We start from the raw sequence: 20,943 nt of genomic DNA on the forward strand, positions 1-20,943 counted from the left end.
GAGAGGTCAGGGAGATGAATTTTGATAATCAGGTAGCTGGGATGACGCCGGGACAGGCGTTGATGGATGTACCTATCCCTAAGTTGATTGAAAATACAGCGAAGGCGATAGCCGCCGCGCAATATGAACTCGATTCGACTTCGGTTCGGGCGGCCACCATGCTGAGCGAAACCCGGGTGAGCTTCAACGATGTTGATGGTACGTCTCGGGAACGTAGCCTGCTGGAGTTGGGCTTTATTCCGCAGTTCTATCATTTTAAAGAAACGGAGATGGAGTTTAAGGTGACGATCTCGGTACGGGTGGAAGCCGGTATCGACTTTGGTGTTGAAGCCGGGCTCGGCAGCACCGAAAGCGCCGGATTACCGGTGGCCTTTGCCGGCACTATCTCCTTCGATCTACACCATAAATATGAGTTTGATATGGAAGCGGTATCGCGGATTAAAACCACTATGAAGTCGATTCCGCCACCGCAAGCATTTTTGGACGCTATTCGTAACCACGCGGCTTCTGGCGGCGGCACGATTTCCGCTCCAGATGGCCCGGCACCCATGCCGGATCCGGTTGATCCTGAACCAGCTAATCCGGATCCCGCTCCAGTGGATCCCGTTGATCCAGTAGATCCAGTAGATCCAGGCTAACAGAGGATAGTGCGATGTCGAACAGCAAAGTGATGGCTTCATTAGAGAAATCACCGTTGCCGGGGCTCTTAACGCAGCTAGGTACTGCGATCGCATCGGCTCAGCGAGCGATGGATAGCAACTCTATTCAGATGGCGATGCAATTGGGTGATGCAGAAGAACATGGTGTCGATATTGGTGATGGTGAAAAGGTGTCACTCATCTCGCTGGGCTTTGCGCCGGTGTTCTATCACTTCAATGAGGCGACGATCGATATTCGTGTTTCATTATCGACATCGACCACCACGGAAAGCAAGTTTGGCACTTCTGCAACTGTCGGTGGCGCGGTCTATTTCGTGATGTTTGCCGCTACTGTGAGTGCCGAATTTAGTAATAAATACAGTTTTTCATCCGAGGCCAGTAGTTCGATTACGGCACGGATCTCATCGATTCCACCGCCTAATGCATTTCAAAACTGGATTGCTAGCAGGCAGCAGGCAAACCCGCCTATAGAAACGGAATAACGCTTACTTAACAACAGCTACAGGGCTAGCAAGGAGTTAACTATGTCGATCGGTCAGGACTTACTTAATGTCCCCATGGGGGAGATGATCAGGGAGATGGCATTTGCCATTGCCGATGCGCAGTACGAACTGGATGAAGCCAGTATCCGTGTGGCGCAGATGATGGGAGGACGTGTACCTATTCTCGATGAAGCGGGCACGGTTACCGGTACGGAGGATTCACGCGTTTATTTTGGCACCGATGCTGATGGTAAGGCGCAGAAGGTGAGTATGTTGGAACTGGGTTTTTCACCGACTTTCTATCAATTCACCAATAATATTATTGAAGTCAAAATCGCCATCAAAATAACTCGGGAAAGCTCTTATACCCGGAACACGAAAACGACCGGTACTAAACGCAGCAAACCTGCATTTGGTGGCTTTTTCGGCGGTAGCTCAAAACTTCGCACCACCACCGTAGATGCAACCTATGCCAGCAAATATAGCTATAGTGCCGAGGGCGCGAGTTTACTGCGGTGTAATCTAGTGCCGATTCCACCGCCTGCTATTTTTGAAGAACGGGTGAGAGAGCTGTTCGATACTGAGGATGAGGCAGAAGCGTAAGACTGCAACCTAAAGGAGAATAACGATGGCCAGACCAAGTATTGGACGCGAACTGAGTGATGTTCCCTTTGGGGAGATGATTACCAGTATGGGACTTGCAATTGCAGAGGCCCAATATGCGATGGATGAAACTAGCCTTAGACTTGCCCAGATGATGGGCGGTGAATATGAGGTGCCAGAAGTCGATCCCGTGACCGGTGAAGTCACCACGGTCACGAAAAAATCGCTGGTTAAATTTGATGGTGAAGAGATGTCGCTGCTAGAGCTGGGATTTACGCCCACTTTCTATCAGTTCACCGAATCACTGATCGAAATAAAAGTCTCGATTAGCTTCACGCAAAGTTCGGAGTTTGAGCGTAAATCATCGACCAAAACCATCAGTGCGATGGCAGGTGGCTTCTTGGGAATGGGCATGGCACGGGCGAGAACCACCTCGGTTAGTGCTCGCTATGCGAACAAATTTAACTACAGCGCAGAGGGATCGAGTTTGATGCGGACGAAGATTCTACCGACGCCGGCACCGGCGGTGCTTGAAGAGCGTATCCGCGCCATCGTGGAGAGAAATAAAGCGGCAGATGGTTAATCGGGCACTGGACTTATGGACTTAGTCGTCAACATGATGAGGTTATCGAATGTCGAGCGAATACCTTGATTGGACAGCCTTAGCATCGGCTTCGGAGTCTTCGGCCGACTCGCTTGAAGGCGTGCTTGAGGTTAGTCCACCGGCAGGAGCCTCCATCGCTGAATCGTTGCCGGAGGCTGAGCAGCGCTCACTGACTGATTTGTTAGCGATGGAGAGTGTTCCGGATGAGTTAAAGCAGCTAGTTAATCGACAGCAAGCACTGGAACAGCAGTTGAATGAGCTCACCGGGCATACGGTGGCTCCTGATTGGAATGAACAGCGTTTTTCAATGCCCCAGCATACCGCTGAATCACGCTTAGCAGATAAGCAAAAGGCGCAACGGCATGAGTCATACCGCAGTCGAGTGAGGCGGCAGATTTCGCAAAAGGCGTTATCGCGTTTACAGCTAGATCGGGGGATGCAGGAGGCTGAGTTAGCACGGCAGGAGAAGTTAAAACAGAAAAAGCGTCAGGCGTTACAGTGGCAGCATCGCTTATCGCAGCTTGAGCAGGATAAACGTCGAGTTCAACGAGCCAACGCACAGATGCGTGTGACAGAACGTGAACGGCAGCGAGCGCAAAATGATCTGCGTCAGCAGTTGATCTTGAAACAGGCTTTGCAACGGCGCCAAGCGTTGATTAAAGCTGCGCTGCTTGAAAGTCACAAACGACAGCGTTTAGAACAAGCGTGTTTAGCTGAACGGCAAGCATTGCAACGCTGGCAAGTGCAGCGGGATCGGCAACTGCAAGCTCAGGCGCAATCGCTCTTAGAGGCGCGGGCAGCGGCGAAGCGCCAGAACGATATGTTAATGGAACAACAGGCAAGGGCTGAGGCGAAGCGTGAACAGCGCCTAGCAGTGCTGGCACAGGAACGACAAGTTGAACGACTAGAAGCGCGCAGACGCCTAGCGCAGCAGGAAAAAAAGCTTTTTTTTAGTTGATCAGTACCAGGAGATATTTGAATGGATGACGTAGCTAAAGGGCAAAACCTGGATGACTTTCTGATCAATCTGGCGGAGGGCCTGAGTAAGGCGCAAAGTCGGTTGAATCAGTACCCGGTGATGAATGCTATGGGTCAGCAAAGTATGGTTTATCACATCCCGCGTATGGAGTTTGAGCTGAAGTTGCAGATGACCACGGCGAATAGCACACCGGTGGGCTCTGGACGCACGTCCTCCCGTCTGGCAAAAGCTAAATTGCAATTTCTGCCGGTCAAAGGGTCACAACAGCAGAGCAGCAGTTCTGCTACCAGCATTATTAAAGGGGTGATGGTTGCTGCGCCGCTCGACTCAACAGTGCCGCAAATCCAATTAAGCCTCAGTGTCGAGAGATTATCGGCGCGTAAGGCTGAGGTTAAGGTGTTTGCATTAACAACCGCAGATGCTTCGCTTAAGGGGGCCGTGGTTGAATTGAATATTGATCGAGAGCTGTCGGCAAAAATGGGTAAAAGCGCCCTTAAACCCTCGACTCGATTGGAGCGCGCCGCACTTGTGTTAGATGAGGAGGGTTATGCCAGCGCGGGCTTGGTGATTTCAAACCAAGAGGCTGAAGGGCAAATTATAGCACTGATAGCGGACCTCTTTGGACAGTCTCAAACGTTATTGTATCGCTTTGAACAAGGACGATAATTTATGGCTACCAAAATTAAAGCCGTGTTACGAGATAGCAACAACAAGCCATTGGTCAATACGGATGCTCAGCTGTTTTTTTATACCATGAACGGTGGAGTAACGGCCGTTGCCTCCGGTAAAAGTGCAGCTAATGGTGTGTTGAATATGGTTTGCGGTAGCCGCTTTAGTGGCTTTCTGCCGCGGGTGTTGCTCAAAGTGAAGCTGAATAGCCAATGGGTGAACGCCAGCAATACACCTAAAACCTATAGTCAGCAAACCATCGATTTCGGCATAATAAAATTAAGCCATGAGCCAGTGATCACTTTAGCATCGACGGTTCTCTATAGTATTCCTACGGGCACTATTAATAAGGCGTCGAGTATTAGCGCGGCTGAGACGAAGAAACTCAAGTCATTGGAAACCCAAAATCTCAAGCTGGATGAAGAAACGAAAAGCCTAGCCCTACAGTTGCGGCGTCAGGAGCAGAGCCGTAAAACCCTCGAACGAGAATTGGAGACGCGGCCAACACTACAGATGCTCAATGCTGAGAAAACCCAGGTGACACAGTTAAAGTCACAACTGAAACAACGGGATGATCAGATCAAACAGTTGGAGCGGGGTAGTGGTCAGCTGAGTGAACTATCCCGACAACTTGAATTAAAAGAGGAGCAGCGTAAAAAGCTTGAGATAGAACTGCAAAAAAGGCCTAGCGTCGATGGTTTAATCGTTGAGCGACGGCGGGTTGCTGAACTTCAGAGCCAACTGCAACAAAAAGATAACCGAATCGGCGAGTTGGAAGGCTTGGTTCAGCGCGGTGGCGAGGTTGTGCCGATTAAAGCGAAAACAGTTAAAAGCGAAGACCTTATTTTTTCTGCCTCGGAGGCGATCTCCCGCGCTAGCAATAAACTGGCGAAGCAGAGGGGGTATCGTATCAGTAAAGCGAGTGTTGATCTGAAAGTCGTTGCGGCGGCCAACCAGACCGATCTGATGCTGTTTGAAACCGCCGATGATCTTGCCCGTATCCCCTCAAATTGCTTTGGTAATGTACGCTTTGATCTCAATTTGGATGATGCGGATAGTCGCGCGGATCAGGCGGAAAGTGACTTTAAAATGCCGGATGTGAGTGGTTATACCCGGCAGTTGGCAGAACGAAAATTGGACGGCTTGCAGGATCAGTTATTCTGGTATGAGCAGCAGCTCTCTGAAAAAGATTCCTTTTCGGCGGGGCAAATCATTAGTCAGCATCCTAAAGCAAACACCTCATTGCAGCCTGATACTCAGATTATCCTGATTGTCGGTATTTGAGTCTCAAGGAGACGGTTATGGCAGAGAATCCTTTTACCAAAGTACTGGCGACGCCGCTGGGCGATATGATCGCGGAGATGGGTATCGGTGTCGCGCAGGCTCAGTATGCGATCGATGCGAAAACCATCGAAAATCTAAAGCAGATCTATAGCCTCGACGATGAGCTACTCAAGGAGATGCGGCGGATTGGTTATCGTCCTACTTGGTATGTAATTCCCGAAGCGGAAGCGGAAATCAGTATGGCGTTGACGGTGCAGCAGTCGATCGGCAGTGACCGAAAGGTTAAAACCGAGATAAAAGGCACAACCGTCGATGCCAGCTATCAGAATCAATATGATTTTAAAATCGAAGGTGCGAGTAAGTTAAAACTAACCTTTAGGCCTGTACCCGCGCCGCTTGAGATCGACAATATGCAGGTGGTGCCATTGCTTTCGGGTATTCCTTTAGGGGAGGCAAAAGTGCTGCTTGAGAAAATAGGCATCGAGTTTAAAGTTGCACCCGCCAATGCCAAAGATTCAGCTATTGTGTCTTCGACAAAGCCGGTGGCGGGAGCCTTTATTGATGCGGGTAATGTGGTCACGGTAGGCGTTTAAGCGTCGTAGGAGTCTAATATGAGTAACGGTGGTCAGCAAATTGAATCGCTACTAAGGCGGGTGTCTCAGCAGCAGAATGCCCCTGCAGGTGAGGCATTTGACCTACAAAATCCCATTGCAGGAGGGCTAGGGCGAGTTGGCTCTGTCAGCCTGAGTAATAATAGCCAGCAAAATCAACAGGGCTTCAGTAGCTTAATTGCGAGTCTACGGATGCTGCGTGATATGCCGGGGCTTAATGGGCAACAGATACAGCAAAACTTACAGCAGCAGGGGGCTTGGCCCGATCCTGAAACGGTACCTATGCCGCCGATCGATGAGCGCTTTAATATCCAGCCTGAACCATCGGATGACGATGATGCGCCAGATTAAACCACTTACGGATAAACGCATTCATTCGGTGTAAGTCTGTCTGGAAAAAGATTAAGTGTCGGTGGTGGGTATCTGCCAGTGGCAAGGGAGCAAACATATGTGTAATGACGTCTGTGAAGTGACCAGTCCCGGCACTGATATAAGCGAAGAGTTTGCCTGTGTCAGTGATGCGGTCAATTATTCTGAAATTTATAATCAGCAGATAGAGGATGTGCGTCATGCTGACCGAAATGAACGCACCCGGATTGCCGGCGTCTTTCTTTATCGGATCGCTAACTTTAATTATCCTCTGGTGCGGGTTGAGTTGAGTTCCTATAGCGAAGCCCATGGGCGACCGACGATCGGCGCTTTAGCGGAGATGCTCAAATTGGATCGAAGGACATTGTTTAGCCATATTTTAAATTGGCACAATGGACCTAATGGCTTTATCAGAGCGAACCTTTATCGTCGTTATGTGGGTGGCGATGCGGTTTCCGTTGAGGAACAAACGGCGGCCTTAAGGGCCGTTATGAATGGCGATGCAGCGGCAGGAACGCCCCGCTATCATCGCTGGAGCTTGCCTGTTGGTGGCAATTATCGACTGATTCTGCCACGCACTGAAGCGCTAGAGCAGGAAGTGGCGCTGAATCGCACGGCACTGGTGTCGGCAGACATTCAGCAACTCAGCTCGTTATTGTTGGCTGAAATGGATAATGCAATGGCAAAAGCTGAACGGGTAGCGACAAATCAGCAGGCGCTTGGACGTATTCTTCAGCCCTATAAGCAGGAGTTGGGTGGACTTGAACTGCTCATGGAGTTTATTAATCTAGCCGAGGCTAATCCGGAGTCGGCCTATTCTGCGTCCGAACAGAGCAAAATAGATACCTTACAAACGAAACTCACGACGCTTAAAACATACGCAGAAGAGACTCTAGGCAGGGAGCCGACTCAGAGAGCCCGTTTACTGCAACAGGCTATCCGCGGAGATACCGACAGTTTATATGCGATGTTAGAGGGGAGTAGTCGTCTCAATGATTTGCTGGCTCAGGCATGTAATAGCGACACGATGATTAGCAGTCGTTTCATGCATGATATCTACCGTAAATTGGGTGCCTGTTATCGTGTTATTGCTACCAGTAATCATGCAGAAACGATGATTACTGATCGCTTACAACCCGCTCTGGAGATGATTGTTAGCGGTGAATGGCGTAGCTTTGCTAACCCTTCATGTCTAGCAACGGTGGCCGCTAAGATTAGTGTTGTACCTACCATTGCAGGTAATCTGCCGGGGCCTCCTTCGCTATTGATGGTGGTCATGGAAGCATCGATGCCAAAGATGATTCAGATGGCTTCTTTAGCGCCCAGTGCTGGGCGTATTTTGCGTGACCTTATCGTTGAGGTGACCGCTGAGTTAATTGGCATGGTGGGATCGAATAAAGGTGAATTGATTCGACGTCTAAGCTCATCTGACCCGGAAGAACTTTTGCAGGTGAAAGCGTGGAGTCGAGGTGTCGTCAACTCTGAAGTGATGAGTAGCCCTGGCTGGGGCGTGTTTATGTCGATGATCACCGGCATACTATTTCTTAACGCCTTCGTTAGCGCGGTTACCACGACGACCGATAGTATGATTACCCGAATCCGTTTATGGGGCGATACGATTGCTCAGTTTTCTGGTTTTGCTAACTCCCTAATTCAGGCGCTACAGCGTTTTAAATATGTTCAACAGAGTGTTATCGGCAGTGGTTCAGCGGGTGCGGCTGCCACGGCACGCGTTTTAGGTGTTATCGGTTCATTGGCTGCCATTGCATCCAGTAGTGCGATGATGGCAGAGGAGCATAGAACCCGAGATTATGCAGGCATGACGGTAGCAGGCTTTGGTTTAGCGAGCGGTATTCTGAGTCTGGCTGGATTTATGTTATGGATGTCAGCAGGCACTATTGAAGTTCCACCGTTGGCTGCGGTGTTGTTTGTGGCTGCTCTCATTGCAGGTCTGGTGGGCGCGATTATTGGCTTCTTTACTTCGGATAGCAATAGCGAGGCTTTAGTCGAAGGGTTGGTTGAGCATCTTGGCGGCGCAGCACAGTTTTCTCATCGACTAGGCAGTGATGGTCGTTTAAATACCTATTTTGAGGATGTGAGACGCTATCATCATACGGCTACGATTAAAGACTTGCGCAGTAGTGCACGCACCGCTTTAAACTATCTCTTCGGTCTTGATCAGTTAACGGATACGGACAAACGTGAACAAACCGAAGAGTTGATAGAAGCATTAATCGCTTAGTTGGAAGGGCGATGTTTGCGCTTGAGTTGCTGAAACAATACACCACTGATAATCAGTATTAGTCCGGCAATGGTTGACATCATGATGGGTTCATCGGCGAGGGTCGCTAGCAATATCAATGATAAAGGCGGTGACAGGTAGACGAGATTACTCAGTTGCGCCGTATTATCGGTCATTCTCATCGCCTGCATCCAAAGGAGAAAAGCAAAGCCCATCTCAAAGGTGCCGATGTAGATCCCGCCAGCCACCGCTTGCCAAGGCAGAGCGGTGATCTGGCCCTGAATCAGCATTAACACACTCAGCACCGGTAAGCTCAGGCCAAAACAGAGTAGCAGTGAAACGACCGCATCACGTGGATTGCGGGTGTTGAGAATCCAATAGCTGGCAAAGAACAGCGAGCTGCCGACGCCAAGGATAACGCCGAGTGGATTTTTGAAATCCAATGATAGCAGGTTGCCTTGGGTGGCGATTACGATCACACCGCTGTAGGCCAAAATAATGCTGATCAGTTTTTTTAGGGTGAATGTTTGCCCTAGGAAAGGCACGGCCATGATGCTCAAAACGACCGCCCAGGTGTAATTTAATGCTTGTGCCTGCTGGGCCGGAAGTAGGTCATAGGCGGCAAATAGAATGAGGTAATAGAGGGTCGGGTTGAGTAGTGCCAGCAGCATAAAATAACCGGCCGATTGTTTCAGATACTGCCTCGCTAATGGCAGTTTTTGTTGCCAGATTGTCGCGCATAGGAGAATAACAAAGGACGTTGCCACGGCAATCCAAAGCATCTGTAAGGGGCTGATCAACGCCAGTGTTAGTTTAAAGGCGGTGGCAACGGTCGACCACATAAGCACCACTGCAAGTGCCAAAATAAGAGACGTTCGGTTCACTGTCGCTACTCTGTATTAGATCGTTGGAGAGGTATATTGAGCGCTACATTGATAGCCTTAGGGCCGCATCATTAGCGCTACGCTACGGGGTGCTATAAACGTCTATTTTAGAGCAACTTAGCTTCAATATCTTTGATGTCTTCCATGACCACAAAGGTGCTGGTTTGAGTCACATAGGGTAGCGAAGAAATCTTCTCTCCAAGAACTTCCCGATAGGATTCCATGCCGGTGGTACGTACCTTAAGCAGGTAGTCAAAATTAGCCGCGACCATATGGCACTGTTCGATCTCTGGAATCTCTCTTACGGCTTCATTAAAAGCCTGCAATGCTTTGGTTTTGGTATCACTGAGTTTTACCTGAACAAAGGCGACATGCTTGGTGCCTAATTTCTTTTGATCAACCAGCGCGATATAGCCAAGAATATAGTCTTGTTCTTCCAATCGCTTCATACGGATTTGGCAAGGGGTCTTAGACAGGCCAACACGGGATGCTAGTTCGGTGACGGTAATACGGGCATTCTTCTGCAGCTCGCGCAGAATAGCCATATCAAGTTTATCCAGTTTATCCATAATATTTTATTGTTCTGGTTGTTCGTTTGTGTAAAACATCGTTATGAGAAGGATACGGCTATAAAAAACAAAAATACAGTGAAAAAGACTTCTATTCTTTTCCTATACTTTGTCATTAACTGATATCAATCGAATTTTGTGCCTATCCTGTTATTGTCGGGATAACGTTATCGTGGGTATCTGCACAACCGTGCGGTCGTTTGGCCGTTGTTTGAGCCGATACAGGGAATAATAACAATCCGGTACCTGCCGGACGTAGCGAAAGCTACCTGGAGTCTATACAACATGCATGATTTAGTGGGTCTGACCAAGTCACAGATTATTGATCTACTCAGCGAAAAGCTTTGCGCTCAAGTGAGCAAGAGCTTGCAACCGTCGATGCAATTATTTACCGAAAAGTTTTTTAGTGTTGCCGCACCGGAAGAGTTACAGAGTCGCTCACTGGAGTATCTTTACTCGACGGCGTTGTCTTATTGGCAACTAATGCAAGACTACAAAGCCCCTGCACCGGATGTTCGTGTGTTTAACCCAGACTATGAACAGCACGGTTGGCATTCTAACCATACGGTCATTCAAGTACACAATGTCGATGTGCCGTTCTTGGTAGACTCGGTTAGGATGGAACTTAACCGTCGCGAGCTGGGCATTTTGACGATTAATAACTGTGTGCTGGCCTGCGAGCGTACTAAGACCCACAAGTTAAAAAGCCTTAAGCGCGCCCGTGAACGGGATGAAAAATCTCAGGTTGAGTCGCTGATCTATCTCGAAATCGAACGTCATTCATCTCAAGAAACTTTGGACGAATTACGTGACGGCCTGCTGAAAGTGTTGGCCGATGTTAAAGCGGTGGTTGATGATTTCACCCCCATCAAGGAGAAAACCCTCGAGCTTAAAGAGGAGTTACGTCTTCGTGATGCTAATAGCCCTGAAATCAAAGAGACACGTAAACTGCTGGACTGGTTACTGGATGAGAACTTTATCTTCCAGGGCTATGAAGAAGCGGTGATTCGTCAGCAAGAGGGCAAAGTCTTTGTTGATATGGTTGAAGGCTCACAACTAGGTACTCAGCGTCATTCGCTTAAAAGCCAAGAGTTGAGTCAGTTAGAGCAGCAGTTTGTCTTGGCCGATAACTTGGTCATGTTCAGCAAAGATGTGGTGCGTTCAACCGTGCATCGCTCGGTGTATCGTGATCTGATCATTATTAAACGCTTCGATGATCAAGGTCAGGTGTGTGGTGAATGCCGCATTTATGGTTTGTATACTTCGACCGTCTTCTTGACCAACCCGTTACGGATTCCGGTTGTACGGCTAAAACTGATCAGCATTCTCACCGAATGTGGTTTCGAGCCGGGCGGACATAGCCATAAGGCTTTGGTACAAATCCTCACGGATATGCCTCGTGAAGAGTTGATCCTAGCGAAAACCAGTGATCTGAAACAAACCAGCATCGGTATCTTTAACATGCAGGAGCGGCGGCGGGCGTGCTTATTTGTGCGCCAAGATGCCAGTAAGCGTTTCTATTCCTGCTTGTATTATATTCCCCGTGATTTATACACCACTAAACTGCGTAATTCGGTACTTAGCTTGCTGTACAAAGGCTTGCATGGGCGGGATTATGAAGCCAACTCTCAGATATCCGATTCGGTGCTGTCGCGAACCCATTTTGTTATTTATGGCGATCCCGATCAGCAGGAAAAGGTAGATCTCGATACAATCGAGGCCAAAATCCTAGAGATCTCCCGTTCTTGGGATGATGATCTGAATATCAGCCTGATCGAAACCTATGGTGAAGAGAAGGGTAGTCGGTTTGTTAACCGCTTTAAAGGTGGTTTCAGTTCGGCTTATAAAGAAAATTTCTCTACCGGGAACGGTGTTTACGATCTACAGCACATCTCATATTTGCAAGCGCAAGATGACATTGCGATGAGCTTCTATCGCTCGTTTGAAGAGTCTGATGGGATACTCAAGTTTAAGCTGTTCAGTGTTGATCATCCGCTGGTGCTGTCTGATGTGATTCCATTGCTGGAAAACCTCGGTTTGAAAGTCATGAGTGAGCACCCCTATGTAGTTACCGACCGGGATGCTAAACAGTTCTGGATCAGTGATTTCCGTGTTAGCTATGACCGCCAGACGGTGGTCGAGCTGGATAAAGTTAAAACCATTTTGCAAGAAGCTTTTGCCAAGGTCTGGGATGGTCAGGCGGATAGTGATGAATTCAACCGACTGGTTATTGCTGCGGGTATTAATTGGCGAGAAGTCGCCATGCTGCGGGCCTACGGTCGTTACATCAAACAACTGCGTTTCGGTTTCTCTCAGCCTTTCCTTGCGGATGTGTTGGTGCGTAATGTTGATATTAGCCGCCAGTTGGTTGAGCTGTTTCGTTGCCGCTTTCAGCCGGGTAAGCAGGATGCGGCTAAAGAAGAAGCTATCGAGCAAAGCATTCTGAATGCCTTGGAAAGTGTTAGCAGTCTGGATGATGATAAAATTTTACGCCGCTTTATGGTGATGATTAAAGCTACTTTGCGAACCAACTTTTATCAGCAGGTTGAGGGGGCCGATAAAGCTTATTTCTCATTCAAAATTGATTCCCAGTCGATTCCGGATATCCCACAACCTAAACCTAAGTTTGAAGTGTTTATCTATTCTCCGCGGGTTGAGGGTGTTCATCTTAGGGTCGGAAAGGTTGCCCGGGGTGGCCTACGTTGGTCCGACCGAATGGAGGATTATCGTACCGAAGTGTTGGGTCTGGTGAAGGCGCAGCAGGTGAAAAACTCGGTGATCGTGCCGATGGGGGCTAAAGGTTGCTTTATTTGCAAGCGGATGCCTGATACCAATGATCGTGAAGTGATTCAAGCCGAAGGTATCCAGTGCTACAAAACCTATATTCGTGGGCTTTTGGATATTACCGATAACCTCGTCGCCGGTGAAGTTGTTCATCCTAAAGATGTAGTGCGCCACGACGAAGACGATCCTTATCTGGTGGTTGCTGCCGATAAAGGGACGGCGACCTTCTCTGATATCGCCAACTCCATTTCCGAAGAGTATGGTTTCTGGTTAGGTGATGCGTTTGCCTCTGGTGGTAGCCAAGGCTATGACCATAAAGGTATGGGTATCACCGCTCGGGGCGCATGGGAGTCGGTTAAACGTCACTTCCGTGAACAGGGCATTAATACCCAAGAGGAAGCGTTCACCGTTATCGGTATCGGTGATATGGCCGGGGATGTGTTTGGTAATGGTATGTTGCTCTCTGAAAAGATCAGTTTGGTGGCAGCATTTAACCATATGCATATCTTTATCGATCCAGAACCTGATCTGGCGAGTGCGTTTGCAGAACGTAAGCGGATGTTCGCATTGCCGCGCTCCAGTTGGGCCGACTATAACAGTCAGTTAATTAGTCAGGGGGGCGGTTTATTTTCCCGTTCGGCTAAATGGATTGAGATTACACCGCAGATGAAGGCGCGGTTTGCGATTATTGAAAACCGTTTGGCACCGAACGATCTGATCAATGCCTTGCTAAAAGCACCGGTGGATATGCTGTGGAATGGCGGCATTGGCACCTATGTGAAAGCCACGCAAGAGAGCCATGCGGATGTGGGCGATAAAGCGAACGATAACCTGCGAGTGAATGGTTGTGAGCTGAGATGCAAGGTGCTGGGTGAGGGCGGCAACCTTGGCTTTACCCAGTTAGGGCGGATTGAGTTTGCGCTGAATGGTGGTTCATCCAATACCGACTTTATCGATAATGCCGGTGGGGTTGATTGTTCCGACCATGAAGTGAACATCAAAATTCTGCTAAACGAGCTAGTTAGTCAGGGCGATATGACCATGAAGCAGCGTAATCAGCTGTTACGGGACATGACCGATGATGTGTCTGAGCTGGTGCTTAAGAATAACTATCGTCAGGCCCAAGCGCTGAATATTGCCGAAACGGTCGCGCAGGAATCATTGGATGATTACATTCGCTTAATTAAGAGCTTGGAGCGTGAGGGCAAGCTCAATCCTGAACTCGAGTTTCTGCCAACAGAGAAACAGCTGCAGCAGCGACGGGAACATGGCAAGGGGTTAACCCGTCCTGAACTGTCAGTACTGATCTGCTATGCACGAATCGAACTGAAACAGGCACTGATTAACTCTTGGCTGACCGAGAATCAGGGTTTTGCTAAAGAGATGGAAACCGCTTTTCCCGCTCGTTTGCTGAAGGAGTTTCCAGAGGCGCTGCATAATCATCGTCTGCATCGCGAGATTACCGCCACTCAGATCGCTAATGATCTGATCAACCGGATGGGAATTACTTTCGTTAACAATCTTAGCTCTGCTATTGGTGCTAGCTATGCCAATATCGCCGCGGCCTATATGGTGGCCCGTGAGATATTTAATATCGAAGCGCAGTGGCAGCAGATTGAATCATTGGATAATCAGGTACCTGCGGAGTTGCAGGTGGCGATGATGAAGGACCTGGTTCAACTGCTCGCCCGAGGCACCCAATGGTTGTTGCGACATCACCGTGATGGTTTGGATATGCAAAACTGTCTTGACGTGTATAAACCAGCTATCGATCAGGTGGTCATTTCTGACGAACAGATCCATAAAGTGATTCCGGCTGATCGACTGCAAGAGAAGTATGACCGGTATACGGACGTTGGTGTTCCGGGGCAACTTGCTGCATTCTGCGCCGCCAGTGAAAACATCTACTGGTTGTTGGATGTGATCGATGTCGCGCGGGAAACCAATGAAGATGTTGAGCAGGTTGCAATTACTTACTTCGGTGTAGGCACCAGCTTGAATCTAATTTGGTTGGATAAGCAAATCCGTCAGTTCAGTGCTATCAACCATTGGCAGGCGTTGGCGAAAAATAGTTATCGGATCGAGCTGGATAATCAGCACCGAGCGTTAACGCTTAAAGTGCTGCAGTCAGGTGATACGGGCAGCAGTGTGGAGCAGCGATTGGCGCGTTGGGAAGAAGACCGAGCCGCACAGATAGCGCGTTGGCACTATACCCTTAAGGATATTCAGAACACCAAGGTAATTGATTCTTCAATTTTCTCAGTGGCACTGAGTGTGTTGTTGGAATTGAGTTAAGCGATTCAATGCTCTGAAACGCCTAGCAGATAAGGGCGCTGTATTCGGGGTAATGTGGCATAAGGCAAAACATGAAAGCGATTCAGAGGTATTTTCTGAATCGCTTTTTTTTATGGTTTATAAAGTCATATCTACCTAAAAAACGGAATATAAGTACGTATTTGTAATAGCTGTTGCTGAATATAGACATAATCTTTCTTAATGCTGCGTAAAAAAGGTAAAAAGTCTAGCGGTTGTTCTGTAAGCTTGCCCGTTCATTTGGCCATGCTTCGATCCGCTTCTTTGTGTCTGTTTTTCGGTGAAAACAAGGCGACTCAAAGGGGTTTATAACTTCAGGGTTAATGCTGTAAGTGTGGTCAGCTATAAAAAACGACCAGCGGGAAATCGCGGTACAATATAATAACGATGAGGTTTACTGAATGGTAATTACGATTACTTTTATCATCTATCTGATACTGATGTTAGCGATTGGTGTAGTGGCTTATCGCCGAACTCAGGATCTGTCTGATTATGTTCTGGGTGGGCGTAACCTAGGGCCTATTCCAAGTGCTCTGAGTGCCGGAGCATCTGATATGAGTGGCTGGTTGCTGATGGGTTTACCCGGCTATGCGATGGCGGCAGGGTATGGCTCTTTTTGGTTGGCGGGTGGCCTGCTGGCCGGTACATGGTTGAACTGGTTGCTGGTGGCGCAACGTCTGCGGGTTTATTCTCAGCAGGCCGGTGATGCGCTGACACTGCCGGCTTATTTTGAAAAACGTTTTCACGATACCAGTCATACCCTACGCGTCGTATCGGCATTTTTTGTGTTGGTCTTTTTCCTGTTTTACACCAGTTCGGGTTTAGTGGCCGGCGGTAAGCTATTTGAAACTGTGTTTGGTTTTGATTACAGCATTGCTGTTATTGTCGGTGCAGTTGCGGTTATCTCTTACACCATGTTTGGTGGCTTCTTGGCGGTTTCGTGGACCGATGTAGTGCAAGGCCTACTGATGGTTGGTGCGCTGGTGATGGTGCCACTGGTGGCGATTGGTGAACTCGGTGGTATTGACGCCACGCTTGCTGCGGTTGAGTCGAAAAACCCAGAGTTGTTGGATATGTTTACCAATAAAGATGGTAGTGCTATTACGTTGATCGGCACACTGTCGCTATTGGGCTGGGGGCTGGGTTATTTCGGTCAACCCCATATTCTGGCGCGCTTTAAAGGTATTAAGAGTAAAGACTCTGTGCCTGCTGCGCGTCGTATCGCGGTTGTTTGGAGCGGCATCTCAATGTCCGGTGCTTGCCTCATCGGTTTGGCTGCGATTGGTTACCTGCCGGAAGGTCTGGGCGATCATGAAACCGTATTTATGGTCATGGTGAATACACTGTTCCATCCTGCGGTAGCGGGTATTCTGCTGGCGGCTATTCTGGCGGCAGTGATGAGTACAGCTGATTCTCAGTTGCTGGTGTCCTCTTCTGCATTAGCAGAAGACTTCTATAAAGCACTGTTTAATAAAGAAGCAACCCAAGAACAGTTGGTACAAGTAGGGCGTATTGCTGTGATTGTTATCGCCTTGATCGCCACGTTCCTCGCTCTAGATAAAGATTCTAAAGTATTGAGTCTGGTTTCTTACGCTTGGGCTGGTTTTGGGGCCGCCTTTGGTCCTGCGCTGATCATGTCACTGTACTGGAAGCGGATGAACAAGGCCGGTGCGCTCGCAGGTATTATTGTCGGTGGCGTTACCGTGGTCGTTTGGAAGCAACTAACCGGTGGTTGGTTTGATGTCTATGAGATCATTCCCGGTGTCGTTTTTGCTTTCATTGCGGTTATTGGTGTGTCTTTGTTTACTGCACCGCCTATTCGAGCCATTGAAGAGCGATTTGAGAAGGTATTAGTCGAGCTGAAAAGCTAAGCAAGCTGTCTGCCTCCCGGTGTTAATTTATTAATACCACACGATAGTTCGTCGTTTGACGGGATATCGACCTATACTCATTATGATGAAGCCTCGCTATGCGGGGCTTTTTCATGTCCTAAAAATAAATTTTACTATGGTCTTATTGGGTTGGTTTTTTGTCAGGTTTATGTCATAAGTTTTTATATTTTCTTTAAATAAAGAAAATACGTCTAATAAATTATATAAAATAGTGAAACTGACTTTTGATGTGTAGCTACAATAGATAAAACAAATGCCGTTTAGATACGTTGTTAAAGCGGTGATAACGATTGAAGGTGAGATTATGACAAACACAACTGACCCGTTCCGGACTAAAATTCGAGAGCACTATCTGGCTAATGAGAGCCAGGTCATCCGTGAGCTGATGAACAATGCCCGTATGACGGTTGAAGATCGTCAACAGATCTCCACTAATGCGGCACAGCTGGTTACTCGTGTTCGTAATGATAGTTCACCTTCAATGATGGAAAAGTTTCTCGGTGAATATGGTCTGACCACCAAAGAAGGTGTCGCCTTGATGTGTCTAGCCGAAGCTCTATTGCGGGTGCCTGATGCCTTGACCATCGATGCTTTGATTGAAGATAAAGTCGCATCGGGTAACTGGGGTGAGCACCTCGGTAAATCTAAGTCGTCATTGGTTAACTCCTCGACTTGGGCACTGCTACTGACCGGTAAGCTGATTGCACCGAGTGAAGATAAAGGTGTGACTCAGACTCTGCGGGGTATGGTTAAGCGTCTGGGTGAGCCCTTGGTTCGCACCGCGGTAGGTCAGGCTATGAAAGAGCTGGGGCGTCAGTTTGTCCTAGGGCGTACCATTGAAGAAGCCACAAACCGGGCGCGTAAGCTTGAAAAGCAGGGGTATTCTTACTCTTACGATATGCTCGGTGAAGCGGCGCGTACCGATGCCGATGCATTACGTTATCATCAAGCTTACAGTGCTGCGATCGGTAAGCTGACCCCCGCTTGTATCCACACGGATATTCGTATGAATCCGGGTATCTCGGTTAAATTGTCGGCGTTGCATGCCCGTTATGAATTTGCCCAGCAAGACCGGGTGATGACCGAATTGGTGGAACGCACAAAATCCCTAGCGTTACAGGCTAAACAAGCGAATATGGGCTTCAACATCGATGCCGAAGAGCAGGATCGTTTAGATCTCTCACTGGATGTTATTGAAGCGGTATTGAGTGATGAAGCACTGGCCGGTTGGGATGGTTTTGGTATCGTGGTGCAGGCGTTTGGCCCACGGGCTTCGTTTGTACTGGATTGGTTATATCAACTGGCGAATCGCCTCGATCGTAAAATCATGGTGCGGCTAGTAAAAGGCGCATATTGGGATGCGGAAATTAAGCGTGCTCAGGAGATGGGGCTTGATGGCTTCCCGGTGTATACCCGTAAGGTGAATTCCGATGTGTCTTACCTGTGCTGTGCCGAAAAGTTATTGGCGATGACCGATCGTATCTATCCGCAGTTTGCTACCCACAACGCCCATTCGGTGTCGGGTATATTGCACCTAGCGCGTGATCTAGATAACAAAACATTTGAGTTTCAGCGTTTGCACGGTATGGGTGAATCATTACACGATAGCGTTTTGCAGGGGCAGGGAACTCGCTGTCGTATTTATGCGCCGGTTGGTGCTCACCGTGACCTGCTGGCCTATCTGGTACGCCGTTTATTAGAAAATGGTGCGAATAGCTCGTTCGTTAATCAGATTGTCGATACGCGTATCAAACCGGAAGATATTGCTCGAGATCCGTTTGCCGCTATTGAAGCGATGGGTGAAAACATCAGCAGTGCGGCCATTGTTCGTCCGGCGGCATTGTTTGGTGAAAAACGTCAAAACGCTCGCGGTTGGGATATTACCGACCCCGTTCAAATTGCCGAATTAGCAGCACAGCAGGCGGACTTTAAGACTGCTCAGTGGCAGGCGGCGCCGATGATTGCAGGTCAATCAGTGAGCCAAAAAGCCCTTGCTATTCATAACCCGGCGATCCCGGATGACACGGTAGGTCAGGTGATTGAAAGCTGTCCAGAGGATATTGAAAGCGCGATTGTTGCCGCCCAAGAGGGTTATTGTCGTTGGTCACAAACCCGCGCGGCGGAGCGAGCGGCTTGTCTGCGTAAGGTCGCCGACTTACTAGAGCAAAATGCGCCAGAACTCTTCTCTCTTGTGACCCGTGAAGCAGGTAAAACTCTTCTCGATGCTGTCGGGGAGTTACGCGAAGCCGTCGACTTTGCCCGTTTTTATGCCAATGAAGCCGAGCGTAATGAGGCTGAGGGCGATGCACGGGGTGTGATTACCTGTATCTCTCCTTGGAACTTCCCGATGGCGATCTTCTCGGGTCAGGTGCTCGCAGCACTGGCGGCGGGCAATGCGGTATTGGCTAAGCCTGCGGATCAAACTCCATTGGTGGCAGCCCGCACAGTTGAACTGATGCATCAGGCGGGTATCCCGACGGATGTCATTCAATTATTGCCTGGTAGCGGTGTGGCTGTTGGTACGCCGTTGACATCAGACAGCCGGATTGCCGGGGTTTGCTTTACGGGCTCTACCGGCACCGCGCAACGGATTAACCGGGTAATGGCAGAGAACATGGCAGCGGATGCGCCGTTAGTGGCTGAAACCGGCGGTATGAATGCGATGATCGTCGATTCAACGGCGTTGCCCGAACAAGTCGTGCGTGATGTGCTGGCGTCTTCGTTCCAAAGTGCGGGACAGCGTTGTTCGGCATTGCGAGTGTTGTATGTACAGAAAGATATCGCCGATAACTTATTAGAAATGCTGTTTGGCGCGATGGATGAGTTGCGTTTGGGTAATCCATGGTTGCTGAGCACCGATATTGGTCCGGTGATTGATGCGACAGCGAAAGCGAAGATCGAAGCCCATTGTGCAAAATATGCTGCTAAGGGGCGTGTACTGAAGTCTTTGGCTATTCCTGATCAGGGGTTGTTTGTTGCGCCAACAGTGATTCAGATTGATAGCATTGCCGAACTTGAAGAAGAGATTTTTGGTCCGGTGCTACATGTGGTCACTTTTGAAGCCAGTGACCTGAATAAAGTGGTTGATAGCATCAATGCGACCGGTTATGGCCTCACCTTTGGCTTGCATACGCGGGTTGATAATCGTGTCGCACAGATCTGTAATCGCATTAAAGTGGGTAATATCTATGTCAATCGCAACCAAATCGGCGCGATTGTCGGTTCTCAGCCGTTTGGCGGAGAAGGCTTATCCGGTACGGGGCCCAAAGCGGGTGGTCCACAGTATGTGAAACGCTTTATGCGGGTTGAGGCGGTGCCTCCGATGACGACAGAGTTGAGTGCTGAGGTGGGTACCGCAACACTGCAGCAGACCATTGATCGTTTGGATAATAGTCAATGGGCAATGGATAACGCACGTATCGAAAAGCTTCAGTCACTATTTAGTCATCAAGATATCGACTTCTCATCACTGCAACATGATGCTGAGCCGATGCCTGGGCCTACCGGTGAATTGAATCTATTATCAACCCATGCACGGGGCACGGTACTCTGTTTGGGGCCGGACCTGGCCACCACGATGGCACATGCCATACAGGCCTTGTCGCAGGGCAACGCCGCAGTGGTGGTCGCGCCGGGTGCTGCGGCTGAGTGTCAGGCGGCTGCAGATAGTGGTGTACCGATTAAAGGAATTGATGGTCTGTTGAATCCGGAAGCACTGGCCGGCGCAACCGGTTTTGCGGCGATTGCGAGTGGTGCCGATCATGAGGTATTGCAAGCTTATCGGCGAGTATTAGCGTCTCGTAACGGCGTTATTATTCCTCTGATTACTGAACGTAATGCGGCCGATCGTTTCTCTCTGGAACGACATCTTTGTGTCGATACTACGGCAGCAGGTGGCAACGCGAGCTTGATTGCAGCATCTGAATAAGGTGCTACGGGTTATCGCTGAACTGTTGTTACCAAGCCAGGCTGTGGCTTAGTGGCACATTTTAAGCCCTC

General features: G+C 49.0%; 15 protein-coding genes. 13 read left to right on the forward strand and 2 right to left on the reverse strand.

What is annotated here, in order from left to right; all coding sequences use genetic code 11:
- Positions 1 to 14 precede the first annotated feature (14 nt).
- The 10 genes from ACN0T0_RS09300 to ACN0T0_RS09345 all read left to right on the forward strand — a co-directional run bounded on the left by ACN0T0_RS09300 (position 15) and on the right by ACN0T0_RS09345 (position 8,502).
- A complete protein-coding gene (locus tag ACN0T0_RS09300) occupies positions 15 to 638 on the forward strand; it encodes a hypothetical protein (protein WP_417225360.1) in 624 nt (207 codons plus the stop codon).
- A 14-nt stretch (positions 639 to 652) separates the two neighbouring features.
- Positions 653 to 1,141, forward strand: coding sequence for a hypothetical protein (locus ACN0T0_RS09305; RefSeq protein WP_417225362.1), 489 nt, complete (start codon positions 653 to 655; stop codon positions 1,139 to 1,141).
- Between the two features lie 42 nt (positions 1,142 to 1,183).
- Positions 1,184 to 1,744, forward strand: coding sequence for a hypothetical protein (locus ACN0T0_RS09310; protein WP_417225364.1), 561 nt, complete (start codon positions 1,184 to 1,186; stop codon positions 1,742 to 1,744).
- Between the two features lie 25 nt (positions 1,745 to 1,769).
- Positions 1,770 to 2,327 (forward strand): hypothetical protein, encoded by a 558-nt coding sequence (locus ACN0T0_RS09315; protein ID WP_417225366.1) that lies wholly within the window; start codon positions 1,770 to 1,772, stop codon positions 2,325 to 2,327.
- A gap of 49 nt (positions 2,328 to 2,376) precedes the next feature.
- The gene (locus tag ACN0T0_RS09320; RefSeq protein WP_417225368.1) at positions 2,377 to 3,306 is read left to right on the forward strand and encodes a hypothetical protein; all 930 of its coding nucleotides are present in this window, start codon (positions 2,377 to 2,379) and stop codon (positions 3,304 to 3,306) included.
- Between the two features lie 21 nt (positions 3,307 to 3,327).
- Complete coding sequence (locus ACN0T0_RS09325) at positions 3,328 to 3,993, forward strand: hypothetical protein (RefSeq protein ID WP_417225370.1); 666 nt, start codon at positions 3,328 to 3,330, stop codon at positions 3,991 to 3,993.
- Positions 3,994 to 3,996: 3 nt separating this feature from the next.
- Complete coding sequence (locus ACN0T0_RS09330) at positions 3,997 to 5,280, forward strand: PASTA domain-containing protein (protein WP_417225372.1); 1,284 nt, start codon at positions 3,997 to 3,999, stop codon at positions 5,278 to 5,280.
- Positions 5,281 to 5,297: 17 nt separating this feature from the next.
- Entirely contained in the window at positions 5,298 to 5,873 is a 576-nt protein-coding gene (locus tag ACN0T0_RS09335) for a PASTA domain-containing protein (RefSeq protein ID WP_417225374.1), read from the forward strand.
- A gap of 18 nt (positions 5,874 to 5,891) precedes the next feature.
- Complete coding sequence (locus ACN0T0_RS09340; protein ID WP_417225376.1) at positions 5,892 to 6,242, forward strand: hypothetical protein; 351 nt, start codon at positions 5,892 to 5,894, stop codon at positions 6,240 to 6,242.
- A 97-nt stretch (positions 6,243 to 6,339) separates the two neighbouring features.
- Complete coding sequence (locus tag ACN0T0_RS09345; protein ID WP_417225378.1) at positions 6,340 to 8,502, forward strand: hypothetical protein; 2,163 nt, start codon at positions 6,340 to 6,342, stop codon at positions 8,500 to 8,502.
- Here ACN0T0_RS09345 and ACN0T0_RS09350 read toward each other — a convergent pair.
- Together ACN0T0_RS09350 and ACN0T0_RS09355 are read right to left on the reverse strand one after the other, a co-directional pair.
- Positions 8,499 to 9,386 carry a DMT family transporter gene (locus ACN0T0_RS09350; RefSeq protein WP_417225380.1) on the reverse strand — a complete coding sequence of 296 codons (888 nt, stop codon included), beginning with the start codon at positions 9,384 to 9,386 and terminating at the stop codon, positions 8,499 to 8,501. The genes ACN0T0_RS09345 and ACN0T0_RS09350 overlap by 4 nt on opposite strands.
- Positions 9,387 to 9,493: 107 nt before the next feature.
- Positions 9,494 to 9,955 (reverse strand): Lrp/AsnC family transcriptional regulator, encoded by a 462-nt coding sequence (locus tag ACN0T0_RS09355; protein WP_417225382.1) that lies wholly within the window; start codon positions 9,953 to 9,955, stop codon positions 9,494 to 9,496.
- A gap of 285 nt (positions 9,956 to 10,240) precedes the next feature.
- Between ACN0T0_RS09355 and ACN0T0_RS09360 the strand changes: the two genes are divergently transcribed.
- The 3 genes from ACN0T0_RS09360 (at position 10,241) to putA (ending at position 20,872) form a co-directional block, all read left to right on the forward strand.
- Complete coding sequence (locus tag ACN0T0_RS09360) at positions 10,241 to 15,034, forward strand: NAD-glutamate dehydrogenase (RefSeq protein ID WP_417225384.1); 4,794 nt, start codon at positions 10,241 to 10,243, stop codon at positions 15,032 to 15,034.
- Between the two features lie 419 nt (positions 15,035 to 15,453).
- Entirely contained in the window at positions 15,454 to 16,923 is a 1,470-nt protein-coding gene (putP, locus tag ACN0T0_RS09365) for a sodium/proline symporter PutP (RefSeq protein WP_417225386.1), read from the forward strand.
- Positions 16,924 to 17,248: 325 nt separating this feature from the next.
- Positions 17,249 to 20,872 carry a bifunctional proline dehydrogenase/L-glutamate gamma-semialdehyde dehydrogenase PutA gene (putA, locus tag ACN0T0_RS09370; protein WP_417225388.1) on the forward strand — a complete coding sequence of 1,208 codons (3,624 nt, stop codon included), beginning with the start codon at positions 17,249 to 17,251 and terminating at the stop codon, positions 20,870 to 20,872.
- The last annotated feature ends 71 nt before the right edge of the window (positions 20,873 to 20,943 follow it).

It is taken from the genome of Amphritea sp., assembly GCF_048266285.1.
Lineage (GTDB): Bacteria > Pseudomonadota > Gammaproteobacteria > Pseudomonadales > Balneatricaceae > Amphritea.